Source organism: Pseudomonas sp. HS-18 (genome assembly GCF_020401845.1).
GTDB lineage: Bacteria > Pseudomonadota > Gammaproteobacteria > Pseudomonadales > Pseudomonadaceae > Pseudomonas > Pseudomonas nitroreducens.
Map to the genome: position 1 here is coordinate 4,206,177 of NZ_CP084413.1, position 15,356 is coordinate 4,221,532.

Genomic DNA, 15,356 nt, shown 5'->3' on the forward strand with positions numbered 1-15,356 from the left:
GCAAACCGGCGCCCCAGGGCGCCGGTTTGCATTTCAGCTCATCGAATCAGTGGCGCTCGAGCGCGCTCACCAGATCGTGGAAGGCCTCGCGATTGGTCTCGTTCAGGCCCATCAGGATACGGTGGGCCTCGAGCACCTTACCGCGCACCACCTCCTCGGACTGGTCCTGGGGAGGCAGATCGGTCAGGCAATCCGAGCACGGAATCGGGCGATCGACGATGTTGAACACCTGATCGAAGCCCATCGACTGCAGCAGCCGGGTGATGTCCGCGTTGGTGGTGACCAGCGTGGGCAACAGTCCGACCTTCTGCCGCGAGAGAATCGACAACTTCGCCAGGAGGCCCAGCGTGGTGCTGTCGATGCTCTGGGTTTCCGTGAGATCGATGATGATCGCCGAGAAATTCAACGCGGCGAAGATTTTTTCAATGGTGGCATCCAGCGCCGAACACAGGGTCAGTCGGACTTCGCCCACGAACTTCAGGACGAATGAGCCATCCTGCTCGGCGAACTGGATTTTACCGGTACTCATGCAAGGTTCCTGCTCAACACCAGCAAGGCAATATCATCCGGCATCTCGGACAACTTGGCCAGTCCGAAGACTTGACGCAGGCCATCCAGGGTTCCGCCGGCGGCGACGACCTGCTCGGGCAGTGCCGTCTCCTTTTCTTTCAGCGTAGCTCCCGGAAGGACATCGAGAATGCCGTCCGAGAACAGGGAAAGACTGAAGGATTTGGGAAGATCGAGGACATGATCCTCGTAAGTCGCTTCGTCGAACAGCCCAACCGGCAGGCCTCTGCCTTCCAGGTAACGGGCTTCGCCGTCGACATAGAGCACAGGCAACGGCAGGTGCCCGCCGATGCTGTAGGTCAGGCGGTCGGTATCCAGGTCGATCACCCCGCCGAGCATGGTCACGTGCTTGCCCAGGTTGCAGTTGATCAGCCCGCGATTGATGTGGCCGAGGACGTCCGACGGCTTGAATTCCGGCAGCATGTCGTTGCGCTTGGACTCGTACAGCAGCCGCGTGGTCATGAACTTCAGCAGCACGGTGACGAAGGCGGACGAGGCGCCGTGCCCCGAAACGTCGGCGAGATAGAAGCCGATGCGGCGGGCGTCGACACGGAAGTAATCGACAAAGTCACCCGACAGATACAGCGACGGGATGATCTGGTGGGAAAACGCCAGTCCTTCGGACTCCCAGGGCGTTTCCGGCAGCATGTTCATCTGCACCTGGCGACCGGCGTTCTGGTCTTCCTGGAGCAGGTTCAGGCTGGCCTGCAGTTCGCGGTTGGCGGTTTCCAGCTTTTCGCGATAGCGGCGGTTTTCCGAGCGCAGGAAGGCGCGGTCCAGGGCACGGCGTACCGAGTGTTCCAGGACGGCAAGGTCTTCCAGCGGCTTGATCAGGTAGTCGGCGGCACCCAGGCGCAGGGCTTCGACGGCATCGCTCATCACACCGGCACCGGACAGCACGATCACCGGGGTTTCCACCGCCATCTCGCTGACGCGACGGATCAGCTCGAGGCCGTCCATCTGCGGCATGCGCAGATCGCAGATCACCAGGTCGGGGAGTTGGTGTTCGAAGACCTTCAGGCCTTCCAGGCCGTTGGTGGCCTGTGTGACCTTGAATCCGCTGTCTTCCAGGTAGGCGGCGAGGCTTTCGCGGACGACGTCGTCGTCATCGATAATCAGCAGCGAGGCACTGGCTTTGTGCATGGGTCATCCAGGCAAACGGCGCCGGGGTTGTGGTTTGGCGCTCATTCTAGGGAACAGCGGCGCGGGTCGGTCGCGACAAGGCGCAGACAGTACTCCCATCCGCTCAAGGGTTCAAGCAGCCGCAGCCCGCGCCACGAACGGCGCGGGCTGGAGGACAGGAGCGGGCTGCGGGCAAGGCGGATCAGAAGTCGTCTTCGACCTCGCCGTCCTTGACCTTGAACTCGCGGTTCTGCAGGTAGGCGTTGCGGATGAAGGTGTATTTGTCGCCGCTGATCAGCTTCTCGGACTTGAGCAGGTCGGCGCGGGTATCGACCACGTTGACGCCGCGCAGGCTGTTACGCACCGATACATTGTCGATGTAGGGATACGGGCCGGTGTAGGCATCCGGGATCAGCGAGGGCGCATCGCGCAGGGTGCTGGGGCCCAGCAGCGGCAGCATCACGTAAGGGCCGCTGCCCACGCCGTAATGACCGAGGGTCTGGCCGAAGTCTTCGTCGTTGCGGCGCAGGCCCATGTGGGTCGCGACGTCGATGAAGCCGGCCAGACCGAAGGTAGTGTTGAACAGCAGGCGGCTGGTGTCGACGCCGGCATCGCGGAACTTCAGTTGCAGCAGGTCGTTGACCAGGTTGCGCACGTCACCGATGTTGCCGAAGAAGTTGTGCACGCCGTCTTGCACGACGTTCGGTGTGACGTACTGGTAGCCCTGGGCCAACGGCTTGAGGGCGTAGGTGTCCAGTGTGTCGTTGAAGGTGAAGATCGGGCGGTTGACGCTTTCCCACGGGTCGTCTTCGCTGGCGGCCTGTGCCAGGAACGGGATCGTGGCCAGACCGGCGGCGGCGAGCAGGCTGAAGCAGCGTTTCGTCCATTGGACGCCTAGTGGGCGCATCGGGAGTTCTCCAGTGAATGTCTTTCGGGCCAGCCATGGCGGCCCCGCTGTGCGGGCAGATTATATAGAGGCCGAAGGGTTTTGCGGACCCGAACCGATCTCGCAGGATTTCGATTTGGATCACGCTCTGCCGTTTCGCTTGCCTTCAACAGAAAGCATAGTGCCACTTCAGTCCGGATACCGTGCGTCGATGACAATTTCCAGTGCATCGGAACGCCAGAACTCCTGGTCCCACTCCACCATCCGGCCACCGTCGACAAAGCTTGCGCGCTCCACGTGCAGTCCTGGCGCGCCCGGCGTCAGTTGCAGCGGTGTCGCCCGCGCAGCCACCAGCGCCGTGGAATGCATGGCCAGCTCGGAACGTGACAGGCTGAGTCCCAGCTCCTCGCGCAGTACGCGGGTAAGCGAGGTGTCCAGACCATGGTCGAGCAACCCGGGGCACCAACTGGCATCCAGGGTGATTTCCTCCAGCATTACCGGGCGTTCGTCGACCCAGCGTCGGCGCAGGATATGAAACACCTCGGCCCCTTCATCCAGCCCCATGCGTCGAGCGATAGCGGACCCGGCGGTACGGCGTTCAGCCGCCAGCACTTCGGTACGCGGCACCCGCCCCTGGGCCTGAACGTAATCCATGAAGCCCGTGGTGCGGGTCGGGTTGTAGCGGATGCGCGGCGGTGAGACGAACCAGCCGCGGCGATTCTCGCGGTAGAGCACGCCTTCTGTTTCCAGCTGTTGCAGCGCCTCACGCAGGGTTACGCGGGTGCAGCCGAAGCGTTCGGCCAGCTCGCGCTCGGCGGGCAGGCGCTCGGTGAGGGTGTCGTTGGCGATGTCCTGCGCCAACTGGTCGCGAATGCGCAGGTAATGGGGCATGGGTTCGACCGGCATGGGTGTCTTCCACAAAAAGGCGCGGCGATTATAACGGGCAGCAGGGGGACTTCATCGGACCGTCACAATGGCTCGCTAGTCTGGCCTAGACCAATTATCAGAAAAGCCCACCATGCCTGCGACTGCCGACCTTCCACGCTTCACCACCCTGCTGTTCGGACTGTCCGGTGATCTGGTGGACTTCGGCGCAAGGACGCTGCCGGTTGCCCTGCAACGTAGTTGCCCCGATTGTCCGCCGGAGCGCCTGACCTCCGCCCTCGCCCTGCCCCCGCAGCAGGCGCTGGATCTGGCCCTGGGCCACGATGCCGACGCCCCCGAGTGCGACTTGTTCCAGTCGGCCCTGGACGAAGCCGCCCAGGCCCACGCCGAGGTGACGCCCGGCGCGCTGGATGCCTTGCAGTCACTGCACCGGCGCGGTATTCCCTGCGGCTGGCTGGATGAGCTACCCAGGGCCACCACGCTGCATCTTGCTGCCGCGCTGGACGAACACCTTGCCACCGGCCTGGATATCGCCGGCCGCCAGTGGCCGGCGCCAGACTCCTGCTGGCAGGCACTGATGCAGCTTGGCACGCCATTACTGGACGGCTGCGTGCTGGTCAGCGGCCAGCCGCGCCTGCTCCAGGCAGGCCTGAACGCCGGCCTGTGGACCATCGGCCTGGCCGCCAGCGGCCCACTGTGCGGCCAGGCGCCGGGAGACTGGGACGCCCTGGGCAACCTCGACCGCGACCGCCTGCGCGCACAGGCCACGCTGGGCCTGTACCGGCTCGGTGTGCACTCGGTCATCGATCACCTGGGCGAGCTGGACTCCTGCCTGCAGGACATCGCCGGCCGCCGCCTGAAAGGAGAAAAACCATGAAGCACGAACGCCACCGCTTTCTCGACGAGCTGGCCGAGCGCTTCGCCAGCCACGGCGCCGAACCTTACGGCGAGGCCGTCAGCCAGGCCGAGCACGCGTTGCAGTGCGCCACCCTGGCCGAGCGCGCCGGCTGTTCCGACAGCCTGGTGATCGCCGCCCTGCTCCACGACATCGGCCACCTCTATGAAGATCCGCAACTGATCGATGAACAGGACCAGCGGCACGAGGAATTCGGCGCCAACCTGCTGCGCGAGCTGTTGCCCGAAGCCGTCTGGCAGCCGATTCGCCTGCACGTAGCCGCCAAGCGCTACCTCTGCGCGGTGGACCCGGCCTACCACGCCGGCCTGTCCACGGCCTCGCGGCAGAGCCTGGCGCTGCAGGGCGGGCCGTTCGATGAACGCGGCTCCAGCGCCTTTCTCAACGCGCCTTTCTCCCAGGACGCGCTGACGCTGCGCCGCCTGGACGACCTGGGCAAGGACCCGGCCATGCGCACGCCGGAGCTGGAGCACTTCTTCCCGCTGCTCGAACGTCTCCTGCGCGTTGATCGGCATCAGGCAAGGGTGCGCGCGGCGAGTTAAGCTCAAAGGCATGGCGATGGACCTTTTCCCCGTCGGGCGAGGTCCATCTTTGGGTACGTACCGCAGAAGGACACCACCATGCCGACACAACGCCTCCAGGAAGAACTTCAGGCCCTGCGCGACCAGCTGGAGCGCCAGCCGCCGTTGAACGCGGAGGAGCGCGAATCGCTGCAAGCCCTGATCAAGGACATCGAATTGCAGCTGGCCAACGAAGAGGCGCTGGCCGACGAGACCCTGATGGACAACGTCAACCTCGCCGTCGAGCGCTTCGAGGCAAGCCATCCGACCTTGGCCGGCACGCTTCGCTCCATCGTGCAGAGCCTGGCGAACATGGGCATCTGAAGCTCCCAGACATGAAAAACCCGGCCATGGCCGGGTTTTTTGTATCCGCGATTGACAGGCGCGCCAGCAACTACTGACGCACCAGCCGGCGATTGTCCGGCTGCACGGCTTCGCTGCTGCGGTACGGGTTGATGTCCAGCCCACCACGGCGCACGTAACGTGCATAGACGGTCAGGCGAGTCGGCTGCAGCAGGCGCTGCAGGTCGAGGTAGATGCGCTCGACGCACTGTTCGTGGAAGTCCTGGTGCTGGCGGAACGAGACGACGTAGGCCAGCAGGCTTGCGGCATCCAGCGCCGGGCCGGCGTACTCGACCACCAGGGTGCCCCAGTCCGGCTGGCCGGTGACCGGGCAGTTGGATTTGAGCAGGTGGCTGTAGAGCACTTCGTCGACGCGTCGAGTGTCATCGCAGCTCAGCAGTTCCGGGCGCGGGTGGTCGTAGCTCTCCACCGCAACGTCCAGATCATCGACACAGGTGCCTTCGATGACGGCAACGCCCTCGCCTGCCACTTCGTCCAGGCTGCGTACGCGCACACCGACCGGCGCGCCAGCGGCGGCAGACAAGTCGCGCTCCATCACCGCACGCACGGCTTCGGCGCTGTCGAAGGCGGTCTGGTTCAGCGAGTTGAGGTAGAGCTTGAAGGACTTGGACTCGATGATGTTAGGCGACTGCGCCGGGATCGAGAACTCGCCGATGGCCACCACCGGCTTGCCCGATGCGGTCAGCCAGGACAGCTCATAGCAGTTCCACAGGTCCACGCCCTGGTACGGCAGGGTGTCCGCAGTCAGGCCCAGCTCCGCCCACTTGGTGGTGCGCGAGATCGGGAAGAGCAGCTCCGGCGCGTAGGTGGAGACGTATTCGCTGGATTTGCCCAGGGGCGAGTGTTCGGCGGGATGCTGCATGTGAGGACCTGCTGGATCGACGTTGCGGGCGGTGGCGCGAGGCGGCGAGTGTATACAAATCCGCCTCGCCTTTCAGCAGCCGGCGGACGAACCGGGCCCTTCGCCGCGACACCCGCCCTGCAGGAGCGAGCTTGCTCGCGAACCGTCATGGCGATAACGCCGCCGGGAAATCCGTTCGCGAGCAAGCTCGCTTCTATGAAGAGCAACCTACCCTCAGAACCACATCCGCACGCCCGCGACCCAGTAGCCCTCCTCGTCATCCTCGCCTTCGGCGCGGGCGATGTCGCCGCTGCGGCCATAGGTCTTGCTCCAGACATAGCCGAAATAAGGGGCGAACTCGCGACGGATTTCGTAGCGCAGGCGCAAACCCGCCTCCAGCTCGCTGCCGCCCGCGCCCACGCCGATATCCCGGTCATCGGCCAGCGCCAGGTTGTATTCCAGCGATGGCTCGAGGATCAGCCGCTGGGTCAGCAGCAGCTCATACTCGGTCTCCAGGCGCAGGGATGGATCGCCGCGCTCGCTGAGAAACAGGTTGGCGTCCACCTCGAACCACTGCGGTGCCAGGCCCTGGATACCCAGCACGGCGTAAGTACGTGACGGTCCCGGCTGGTCGTCATGGCGCACACCCACCTGCCAGTCCCAGAAATCCGCGACCATTCGCTGGTAGAGCAGCTGCACCTCATTGTCGGTGGTCGGGCCGCCGGCATCGCGCTCGCCTTCCAGCTTCAGACGGAGCTTCTGGTAATCGGTGCCGTACCAGCCCTGGGCTTCCCAGCCCAGGGCCTGGTCGTTGCCGTGGAAGCGGCTTTCCAGGCGCTGGATCAGCAGCGAGCCCATCGGCATGTCGTCCATCTCGGCACTTTCTGCGGGCAAGGCCAGGCCCAGGGTCGCCGCGCAGGCCACCGTTGCAATGCGTTTCATGGCGGGTCCTCAGAGACTGGCGCTGGCGGGTGCCGGCTCGACGATGACCTTGCGCATCATGCCGGCGGCCATGTGGTAGATCAGGTGGCAGTGGAAGGCCCACTCGCCCAGCGCGTCGGCCGGTACGTCGACGTCCAGGGTGCTGCCCGGCGCCACGCTGACCACATGCTTGAGCGGGTTGAAGCGGCCATTGCCCTTGTCCAGCTGCATCCACATGCCGTGCAGGTGCATGGGGTGGGTCATCATGGTGTCGTTGACGAAGCGGATGCGCACGCGCTCGCCGTAGGTCAGGCGGATCGGCTCCGCCTCGGAGTACTTCTTGCCGTCGATGGACCAGAAGTAGCGCTCCATGTTGCCGGTCAGGCGAAACTCGATGGTGCGATCCGGCGCACGGTAGTCGGCGTAGGGACGCATGGCTTTCAGGTCCGCGTAGACCAGCAGGCGATTGCCCGGCTCGGCCGGTTGCGGGGTCAGACCGCTGCCGGGGGCGTAGTCGGACTTCGGCGCCGCGGCGCCCATGGTCGAATGATCCATCCCAGCCATCTGCGAATGATCCATGCCGGCCATTTTGGAGTGATCCATGCCGGCCATGTCCGAACCTTCCGGATGTCCCATCGCCATGCTGCCGTGATCCATGCCTCCGTGGCTCATGCCCATATCGGCCATGGTCAGCAACGGCCGCTCGCGCAGAACCGGCACCTCGGCGACCAGCCCCTCGCGCGGCGTCAGGGTGGCACGGGCGTATCCGCTGCGGTCCATCGCTTCGGCGAAGAAGGTGTAGGCGCGGTCTTCCTGCGGCTGGACAATCACGTCATAGGTTTCGGCCACGGCGATACGCAGTTCGTCCACCGTCACCGGCTGCACGTCGTTGCCGTCGGCCTGCACCACAGTCATCTTCAGGCCGGGAATGCGCAAGTCGAAATAGCTCATGCCCGAGCCGTTGATGAGGCGCAGGCGCACTCGCTCGCCAGGCTTGAACCGGCCGGTCCAGTTCTGTTCGCTGTCCTGACCATTGACCAGGAAGCGAAAGCCGGCGATGTCGGCGATGTCCGTCGGTGTCATGCGCATGCCGCCCCAGTCCAGGCGGTCGCGCAGGGTCGCCAGAAAACCATTCGCACTGGAGTCGGCGATGAAATCCCCCAGGGTTCGCTGGTTATGGTTGTAGTAGTCGCTCTGCTTCTTCAGGTTGGCGAACACGGTTTCCGGCTTCGTGTCGTGCCAGTCCGCGAGCAGCAAGGTGTACTCGCGGTCATAGCGGTAGGGCTCGCGCGACTTCGGTTCGATCACCAGCGGGCCATAGAGGCCCTCGATTTCCTGGAAGTCGCTGTGGGCGTGGTACCAGTAGGTGCCGGACTGCTTCACGGTGAAACGGTAGGTGAAGGTCTCGCCGGGCTTGATACCCGGAAAGCTGATGCCCGGCACGCCATCCTGGGTGTAGGGCAGGATCAGCCCGTGCCAGTGCAGCGAGGTGTCGCGATCGAGGGTGTTGGTGACGCGCAATTCGACGTCCTCGCCCTCCTTGAAGCGCAACTCCGGCGCGGGCGTCCGGCCGTTCACCGTGAGCGCCTTGCGTGCGCCATCGGACAGTTTCAACTCGCCCTCGCCAATCGTCAGGTCATACACGCCCGCCTGCACCGCCAACGGTGCCAGCAGCAGCAGCGCCCCCAGAGCCCAATCCCTTGCGCGAATCATCTTGGCGCGCTCAAGGCTTGACGGTCAGTTTGCCGACCATGCCAGCCTGGTAATGCCCCGGAATGTTGCAGGCGAACTCCAGGCTGGTGGCCTTGCTGAAGGTCCAGGTCAGTTCGGCGCTCTTGCCCGGCTCCACCAGCACGCTGTTGGGATCGTCGTGCTTCATCATCGGCATGTCGCCATGGCCCATCTTGCTGTGGTCCATCTGGCTCATGTCGTGCTGCATGCCGGTGGGCGTGAGCATCCCGGTATCCATCATCTGCTGCATTTCCTTCTGGTGGCCGGCGTGCATGGCGGCGCTTCCCAGGTTGAATTCGTGCAGCAGGCTGCCCGTGTTGTGGATGACGAAGCGCACGGTCTCGCCCGGCTTCACGTCGATGCTCTCCGGCTCGAAGAACATCTCGCCCAGCTTGATCTCCACAGTTCGGGTGGCCTGGGCGGCCTGGGCCGGCTTGCCGAAGTCGTAGGTGTGCCCGGTATCGGCCAGGGCCGGCAGGCTGAAAGCGGCGGCGAGGCCGAGGGCGGAAGCTTGGAGCAGATGACGCAGGGACATGGCGAATCTCCTTTCTGGAATGGTGGCCATGGTCGCTGTCGGCGGCTGAGGGTTACCTGTCGGGAAGATTACAACTCTGTCAGCTTGGCGCTCGCTTGCCCGATACCGGGTATAAAGAGGGCGAAAAAAGCCCGCCGAAGGGCGGGCAAGGGGCAGCACGATGAAGCGAAATCAGCAGACCTGGCGCGCCTTGGCGGCCTGTTCCTGCATACGCTGGAAGGTGATGTCCCCTCCTCCGTCAGCCCAGGCGGGCGTGACGGGGAACAACAGCACGGCAAACAGCGCGGAGATGATCAGGTGCATGGCAGCCTCCTCAATGACGCTTGAAAATGAATGCGCTGCCAGTCTGCGATACCGACACTGTCAGTTCGCTGACCGCCCCATTACCTTGAGGACAGCCGCGCCCCGAGCGCCTGAATGGATACCCGGATGAAACTCCTCATCGTCGAAGACGAACCCCGCATCGGCCAGTACCTGCAACAGGGCCTGAGCGAGGCCGGCTTCGCCGTCGACCTGACCGCCGATGGCGACGAGGGGCTGCAACTGGCCCTGGCCGCCGAGCACGACCTGCTGATCCTCGACGTGATGCTGCCCGGCCGCGACGGCTGGCAGATCCTCCAGGCGGTGCGCCAGGCCGGCAGCGCGGTGCCGGTGCTGTTCCTCACCGCCCGCGACGCCGTGGAAGACCGCGTGCGCGGCCTGGAACTGGGTGCCGACGATTACCTGGTGAAACCCTTCGCCTTCGTCGAACTGCTCGCCCGCGTCCGCACCCTGCTGCGCCGCGGCGGCCAGCAGATTCAGGAAACCACCCTGCAACTGGCCGACCTGGAGCTTGACCTGCTGCGCCGCCGCGTACAGCGCGCCGGCAAGCGCATCGACCTGACCGCCAAGGAGTTCGCCCTGCTGGAATTGCTGCTGCGCCGCAGCGGCGAGGTGCTGCCCAAGTCGCTGATCGCCTCCCAGGTGTGGGACATGAATTTCGACAGCGACACCAACGTCATCGAGGTCGCCATCCGCCGCCTGCGCGCCAAGGTCGACGACGACTTCCCGCAACGCCTGATCCACACCGTGCGCGGCATGGGTTACGTGCTGGAAGAGCGCGAAGCATGAGCGCCCGCCTCTCCCTCGGCCTGCGCCTGAGCCTGCTGTTCGCCGCCTGCACCGCCGCCGTGTCGTTGCTGGCCGGCCTCATTTTCAGCCGCGCCAGCGAGGCACACTTCATCGAACTGGACCAGCAGTTGCTGAACGGCAAGCTGGCGATCTTCCGCGACGTACTGAATGGTGTAGGCAGTGCTGAACAACTCGCCCCCCACGACACCGAACTGCGCCGCGAACTGGAGCGCCATCCCGACCTCGGCCTGCGCCTGCAGGGCCCTGACGGCCAACGCTGGTTCTGGCAACTGCCCGCCATGAACATGGCCAGCGACGAAGCCCCCGCCTACCGCGAACTGCAAGCGCCGCTGGATGCCGGGAATCCGCAGGGTGCGCAACTCACCCTGATCCTCGACATCACCCATCACCAGCACTTCCTGCAGCGCATGCAGCGCCTGATCTGGATGACCATGGGTTTCTCCGCCCTGGCCACCGCGCTGCTTGGCGCCTGGGCGGCCCGCGCCAGCCTGCGCCCCTTGCGGCGCATGAGCGAAGTGGCGGCCCAGGTCAGCGCGCACTCGCTGACGACCCGCCTCGACGCCGGGCAGATGCCGCAGGAGCTGCGCGGCCTGGCCGGCGAACTGAACGCGATGCTGGCGCGCCTGGAAGAAGCCTTCCAGCGCCTGTCGGCCTTCTCCGCCGACATCGCCCACGAGCTGCGCACGCCCCTGACCGGGCTGCTGACCCAGACCCAGGTAGTGCTCTCGCGCTCGCGCGGTCTGGAGGATTACCGCGAAGCGCTGCACGGCAACCTGGAGGAGCTGGAACGGCTCACCGCGATGGTCAATGACATGCTGTTCCTGGCCAAGGCCGACCACGGCCTGCTCGCGCCGAACCGCCAGGTTCTGGCTCTGGCCGCCGAAGTGGACGAACTGCTGGAGTTCTACGGACCGCTGGCCGAGGAAAAATCCATTCGCCTGGGGCGCGACGGCGAGCTGTCGGTACAAGGCGACCGTGCCTTGCTGCGCAGGGTACTGGCCAACCTGCTGGACAACGCCCTGCGCTTCACCCCGGACGGCGGGCAGATTCGCGTACGCCTGGAGCCGGGCCGCCTGAGCGTGGAAAACCCCGGCCGGGAGATTCCCGCCGCGCGCCTGCCGCGCCTGTTCGACCGTTTCTACCGCGCCGACCCGGCCCGCCGCGAGGGCCAGGGCGAGCACGCCGGACTGGGGTTGGCGATCTGTCGCTCCATCATCCGCGCCCATGGCGGGGAGATTCGTTGCGAGTCGGCTGGTGGGTGGACGCGGTTCGTTATCGAGTTTCCCGCTTAAGAGCCCCTCACCCTAACCCTCTCCCAGAGGGAGAGGGGACTGTACGGAATAGGCGGAAACCAAGGCATCAGCCGGCACGCGCGGCTCCCTCTCCCTCCGGGAGAGGGCTGGGGTGAGGGCAAACCAATGCAGCGAAGTTCCAGCTGGCCCAAAAAACTAAAAGGCCCCAACCGGGGCCTTTTGGCATCAGCGCAATGCGTCACTCACTGGCGCATCCCACGCCCGCTCACCAGCAGGCGCACGCAGAACACGTAGAGCAGCACGGTAGCCACCAGCATGAAGATCACCGCGGTGCCGATGCGGATGTCCGACACCCCGAGAATGCCATAGCGGAAGGCATTGACCATGTGCAGGATCGGGTTCGCCAGCGACACGGTCTGCCAGAACGGCGGCAGCAGCGTGATCGAGTAGAACACCCCACCCAGGTAGGTCAGCGGCGTCAGCACGAAGGTCGGGATAATCGAGATATCGTCGAAATTACGGGCGAATACCGCGTTGACGAAGCCACCCATGGAGAAGATCGCCGCCGTCAGCACCACCACCAGAACGGTGATGCCCAGGTGGTGGATCTGCAGGTCGGTGAAGAACAGCGACAGAATGGTGACGATCACGCCCACCGCCAATCCGCGCAGAACACCACCGCAGACGAAGCCGAGGAGGATGGTGTGCGGCGACACCGGCGACACCAGCAACTCCTCGATGTTGCGCTGGAACTTGCTGCCGAAGAAGCTCGACACCACGTTGCCGTACGAGTTGGTGATCACCGACATCATGATCAGGCCGGGCACGATGTACTGCATGTAGGTAAAGCCGCCCATGTCGCCGATCTGCCGGCCGATCAGGTTGCCGAAGATGACGAAGTACAGAACCATGGTGATCGCCGGCGGCAGCAGGGTCTGCGGCCAGATGCGCAGGAAGCGGCGGACTTCGCGGTAGACGATGGTGTTGAGGGCGACCCAGTTGGCGCGCAGTTCGTGACTCATACCGCCACCTTCGACAGATTCTTCTCCACCAGCGACACGAACAGCTCCTCCAGCCGGTTGCTCTTGTTGCGCAGGCTCAGGATCTGCACGCCCTGGGCATTGAGCTGGACGAACAGACCGTTGATCCCCAGGGATTTGTCCACCTGCACTTCCAGGGTGTGGTCATCCACCAGCCGCGCCGGATAGCCGTCGAGCCTGGGCGTCTCGCTGAGCGTGCCCTGCAGGTCGAGGTAGAAAGTCTCCACATGCAGCTTGTTCAACAGTTTGCGCATGCTGGTGTTCTCCACGATGGTGCCGTGGTCGATGATCGCGATGTTGCGGCACAGCTGCTCGGCCTCTTCCAGGTAGTGCGTGGTGAGGATGATGCTGATGCCTTCGCCGTTGAGCTCGGTAAGGAAGTTCCACATCGAGCGGCGCAGTTCGATGTCCACGCCGGCGGTGGGTTCGTCGAGGATCAGCAGGCGCGGCTCGTGGACCAGCGCGCGGGCGATCATCAGGCGGCGCTTCATGCCACCGGAGAGCTCGCGGGAGGCGGAGTTGCGCTTGTCCCACAGGCCCAGCTGGGTCAGGTACTTCTCGGCGCGCCCCTTGGCCACGCTCATCGGGATGCCGTAGTAGCCGGCCTGGGTGACGACGATGTCGAACACCTTCTCGAACTGGTTGAAGTTGAATTCCTGGGGCACCACGCCCAGGCAGCGCTTCAAGCCGTAGGGATCCTTGTCCAGGTCATGGCCGAACACATTGACCGTGCCGCTGGTCTTGTTCACCAGGGTGGAGAGGATGCCAATGGTGGTGGATTTGCCGGCGCCATTGGGGCCCAGCAAGGCAAAGAAATCGCCCTCGGCGACGTCCAGATCGATGCCCTTGAGGGCCTGGAAGCCGTTGCCGTAGGTCTTCGTCAGTTGACGGATGGACAGCGCGGAACTCATGGGTTTTCCCGTTGCAAGTCGGTGGAAAGACGCACGTCTCTGGAAAAGGCCTGCTTGATAAGGGCACGCCGCGAGGATTGCAACCTTCGGGGCACGCGCAGGGACTCAGGTCAGGTCGGTCATCACGGCGTCACGGTAGGCCGGGCGTGCCTTCAGGCGCTCGTACCAGGCCTTGAGATGCGGCTGCGCCGGGCGCTCGATGGGCATTTCGAACCAAGCATAGATGAAGCAGCCCAGGGGAATATCGCCGATACCGAACTGTTCGCCAGACAGGTATGACTGCTTTGCCAGCACCGCCTCGGGAATTGCCAACAGGCCCGCGCAGATATCGAGGGCAGCCTGGATGGCAGCCGGGTCGCGCTGTTCCGGCGGGGTGCGCACGGTCCCCCAGAATACGGTGCGGAACGGCGCGGCCAGGGACGAGGTGGTCCAGTCCATCCACTTCTCGGCGCTGGCGCGCTGCTGCAGGTCCTGCGGGTACAGGTCCGGGGCGTAGCGCGCGGCGAGGTAGCGGACGATGGTGTTGGACTCCCAGAGGACGAATCCCTCGTCCTCCAGGGTCGGCACCACGCCATTGGGGTTCAGGGCACGATAAGGCGCGTCATTGACCACACCGAACGCGCCGCCGGCGTCGATCCGCTCATAGGCCAGACCCGCCTCCTCCGCGCACCAGAGCACCTTGCGCACGTTGGAGGAATTCTTCCGACCCCAGATCTTCAGCATACTGCGCCCCTCTTGTTGTCGTCATTCGATGGTCACGCGCCCAACGGACGCGATTTCGGATGACGGCACACTACCGGCAACGGCGCGAGGAAAAAAGACACAGCTACTGATGGTCACTATCGATTGCGTTCATGCTTTGGCTGCTTCACTGCGCATGTCGCCCTGCAGCGGTGCGTCTTCACCGGTGAACAGATGCGGGTAACACTGCCGGAGGTAACCGAAGAAAAACGCCTCGGGCACGTCGGGGAACTGCCCGTGGTCGCGCAGGTACTCCATATGCCGCTCGCCGTCGCGATTGAACGGGTGGAAGACGCTGTCGTTGCGCCCGTCGAACTCCAGCGGCAGCACGCCGAAGGCCTCGCACAGGCCGATATCGAAGGCCGGCGTGGCCTTTACCCAGCGGCCTTCGAGGAACAGCTCGGTGTAGCCGTGCATGGCGAATACCTCGCTGCGCAGCAACTCCAGCAGGCGCGGCGTGGCCAGGTGGTTCTTCACATCGGCCAGGCCAATGCGCGCGGGAATCCCGCAGTGCCGGGCGCAAGCGGCCAGCAACGTGGCCTTGGGCACGCAGTAGGACTGCCCGCTTTCCAGGGCGTGACTGCCCTTGAGGGTCTGCGGGTCGCGGCTGAACACGTAGGGGTTGTAGCGAATCCCGTCGCGCACCGCGTAATAGAGCGCCACCGCCTGCTCCAGCGGCGTACCGCCGTCGCCCCGATGATTTAGAGCGAACTCGATTACCCCGGGGTGGTCACTATCAACGAAGCGGCTGGGCTTGAGGTACTGCTGCATGGCTCTGTCTCCGGGCTGGTCGTCCTTGATGGCGCCACCAGTCTAACCAGCCGGATCGGCTCCCCGACAAGGCGATCCGGCCAAGCTGTCCGGCCATGCGGCCATCGGTCCCGCTCGGCCAGCTAAGCTTCCGGTGCATTGTGAAGGGTGTTCACGCCCGTCGCTTTGCGCGCGCATTGTTCGTC

Annotated in this window: 18 protein-coding genes; 5 read left to right on the top strand and 13 right to left on the bottom strand. The window is 64.6% G+C overall.

The genetic code is table 11. From position 1 onward, the window contains the following. Positions 1–46: 46 nt before the first annotated feature. The 4 genes from rssC to LDJ84_RS19460 form a co-directional block, all read right to left on the bottom strand. Positions 47–529 (bottom strand): anti-sigma factor antagonist RssC, encoded by a 483-nt coding sequence (gene rssC, locus LDJ84_RS19445; RefSeq protein WP_017517513.1) that lies wholly within the window; start codon positions 527–529, stop codon positions 47–49. Further along, positions 526–1,710: a two-component system response regulator RssB gene (gene rssB, locus LDJ84_RS19450; protein ID WP_024763890.1), complete on the bottom strand. Its 1,185-nt coding sequence runs from the start codon at positions 1,708–1,710 to the stop codon at positions 526–528. Before rssB ends, rssC begins: the two co-directional genes overlap by 4 nt. Before the next feature lie 181 nt (positions 1,711–1,891). Beyond that, positions 1,892–2,596, bottom strand: a complete 705-nt coding sequence (locus tag LDJ84_RS19455; protein WP_024763889.1) for a VacJ family lipoprotein — start codon at positions 2,594–2,596, stop codon at positions 1,892–1,894. Positions 2,597–2,764: 168 nt separating this feature from the next. Continuing rightward, entirely contained in the window at positions 2,765–3,481 is a 717-nt protein-coding gene (locus tag LDJ84_RS19460; protein ID WP_226045297.1) for a UTRA domain-containing protein, read from the bottom strand. Between the two features lie 112 nt (positions 3,482–3,593). Between LDJ84_RS19460 and LDJ84_RS19465 the strand changes: the two genes are divergently transcribed. The 3 genes from LDJ84_RS19465 (at position 3,594) to LDJ84_RS19475 (ending at position 5,257) form a co-directional block, all read left to right on the top strand. Then, positions 3,594–4,337: a phosphatase gene (locus tag LDJ84_RS19465; protein ID WP_065085064.1), complete on the top strand. Its 744-nt coding sequence runs from the start codon at positions 3,594–3,596 to the stop codon at positions 4,335–4,337. Beyond that, entirely contained in the window at positions 4,334–4,915 is a 582-nt protein-coding gene (locus LDJ84_RS19470; RefSeq protein ID WP_024763886.1) for a phosphonate degradation HD-domain oxygenase, read from the top strand. The genes LDJ84_RS19465 and LDJ84_RS19470 overlap by 4 nt, the downstream gene beginning before the upstream one ends. A gap of 78 nt (positions 4,916–4,993) precedes the next feature. Next, positions 4,994–5,257, top strand: a complete 264-nt coding sequence (locus LDJ84_RS19475; RefSeq protein WP_024763885.1) for a DUF4404 family protein — start codon at positions 4,994–4,996, stop codon at positions 5,255–5,257. A 70-nt stretch (positions 5,258–5,327) separates the two neighbouring features. On the opposite strand, the gene queF is transcribed toward LDJ84_RS19475, so the two are convergent. From queF to LDJ84_RS30735, 5 genes are all read right to left on the bottom strand, one after another. Then, on the bottom strand, positions 5,328–6,158 hold the full coding sequence (gene queF / locus LDJ84_RS19480; RefSeq protein WP_065085065.1) for an NADPH-dependent 7-cyano-7-deazaguanine reductase QueF: 831 nt from the start codon (positions 6,156–6,158) through the stop codon (positions 5,328–5,330). A gap of 213 nt (positions 6,159–6,371) precedes the next feature. Beyond that, a complete protein-coding gene (locus LDJ84_RS19485) occupies positions 6,372–7,079 on the bottom strand; it encodes a copper resistance protein B (protein WP_024763883.1) in 708 nt (235 codons plus the stop codon). A gap of 9 nt (positions 7,080–7,088) precedes the next feature. Further along, positions 7,089–8,771, bottom strand: coding sequence for a copper resistance system multicopper oxidase (locus LDJ84_RS19490; RefSeq protein WP_226045298.1), 1,683 nt, complete (start codon positions 8,769–8,771; stop codon positions 7,089–7,091). Between the two features lie 10 nt (positions 8,772–8,781). Further along, positions 8,782–9,324, bottom strand: a complete 543-nt coding sequence (locus LDJ84_RS19495) for a plastocyanin/azurin family copper-binding protein (RefSeq protein WP_024763881.1) — start codon at positions 9,322–9,324, stop codon at positions 8,782–8,784. Between the two features lie 171 nt (positions 9,325–9,495). Further along, on the bottom strand, positions 9,496–9,627 hold the full coding sequence (locus LDJ84_RS30735) for a co-regulatory protein PtrA N-terminal domain-containing protein (RefSeq protein WP_263987020.1): 132 nt from the start codon (positions 9,625–9,627) through the stop codon (positions 9,496–9,498). A 126-nt stretch (positions 9,628–9,753) separates the two neighbouring features. On the opposite strand from LDJ84_RS30735, the gene LDJ84_RS19500 reads away from it, so the two are divergent. Both LDJ84_RS19500 and LDJ84_RS19505 read left to right on the top strand, forming a co-directional pair. Further along, entirely contained in the window at positions 9,754–10,434 is a 681-nt protein-coding gene (locus tag LDJ84_RS19500; protein ID WP_024763880.1) for a heavy metal response regulator transcription factor, read from the top strand. Further along, positions 10,431–11,747 carry a heavy metal sensor histidine kinase gene (locus LDJ84_RS19505; protein ID WP_196912547.1) on the top strand — a complete coding sequence of 439 codons (1,317 nt, stop codon included), beginning with the start codon at positions 10,431–10,433 and terminating at the stop codon, positions 11,745–11,747. The genes LDJ84_RS19500 and LDJ84_RS19505 overlap by 4 nt, the downstream gene beginning before the upstream one ends. 203 nt (positions 11,748–11,950) lie before the next feature. Here the strand turns inward: LDJ84_RS19505 and LDJ84_RS19510 are convergent, their stop codons facing one another. The 4 genes from LDJ84_RS19510 to LDJ84_RS19525 form a co-directional block, all read right to left on the bottom strand. Beyond that, positions 11,951–12,730, bottom strand: coding sequence for an ABC transporter permease (locus tag LDJ84_RS19510; RefSeq protein WP_024763878.1), 780 nt, complete (start codon positions 12,728–12,730; stop codon positions 11,951–11,953). After that, positions 12,727–13,659, bottom strand: coding sequence for an ABC transporter ATP-binding protein (locus LDJ84_RS19515; RefSeq protein ID WP_024763877.1), 933 nt, complete (start codon positions 13,657–13,659; stop codon positions 12,727–12,729). Before LDJ84_RS19515 ends, LDJ84_RS19510 begins: the two co-directional genes overlap by 4 nt. Before the next feature lie 105 nt (positions 13,660–13,764). Further along, positions 13,765–14,382, bottom strand: a complete 618-nt coding sequence (locus LDJ84_RS19520) for a glutathione S-transferase (RefSeq protein WP_024763876.1) — start codon at positions 14,380–14,382, stop codon at positions 13,765–13,767. 129 nt (positions 14,383–14,511) lie between these two features. After that, the gene (locus tag LDJ84_RS19525) at positions 14,512–15,171 is read right to left on the bottom strand and encodes a transglutaminase-like domain-containing protein (RefSeq protein WP_038803516.1); all 660 of its coding nucleotides are present in this window, start codon (positions 15,169–15,171) and stop codon (positions 14,512–14,514) included. Positions 15,172–15,356 lie beyond the last annotated feature (185 nt).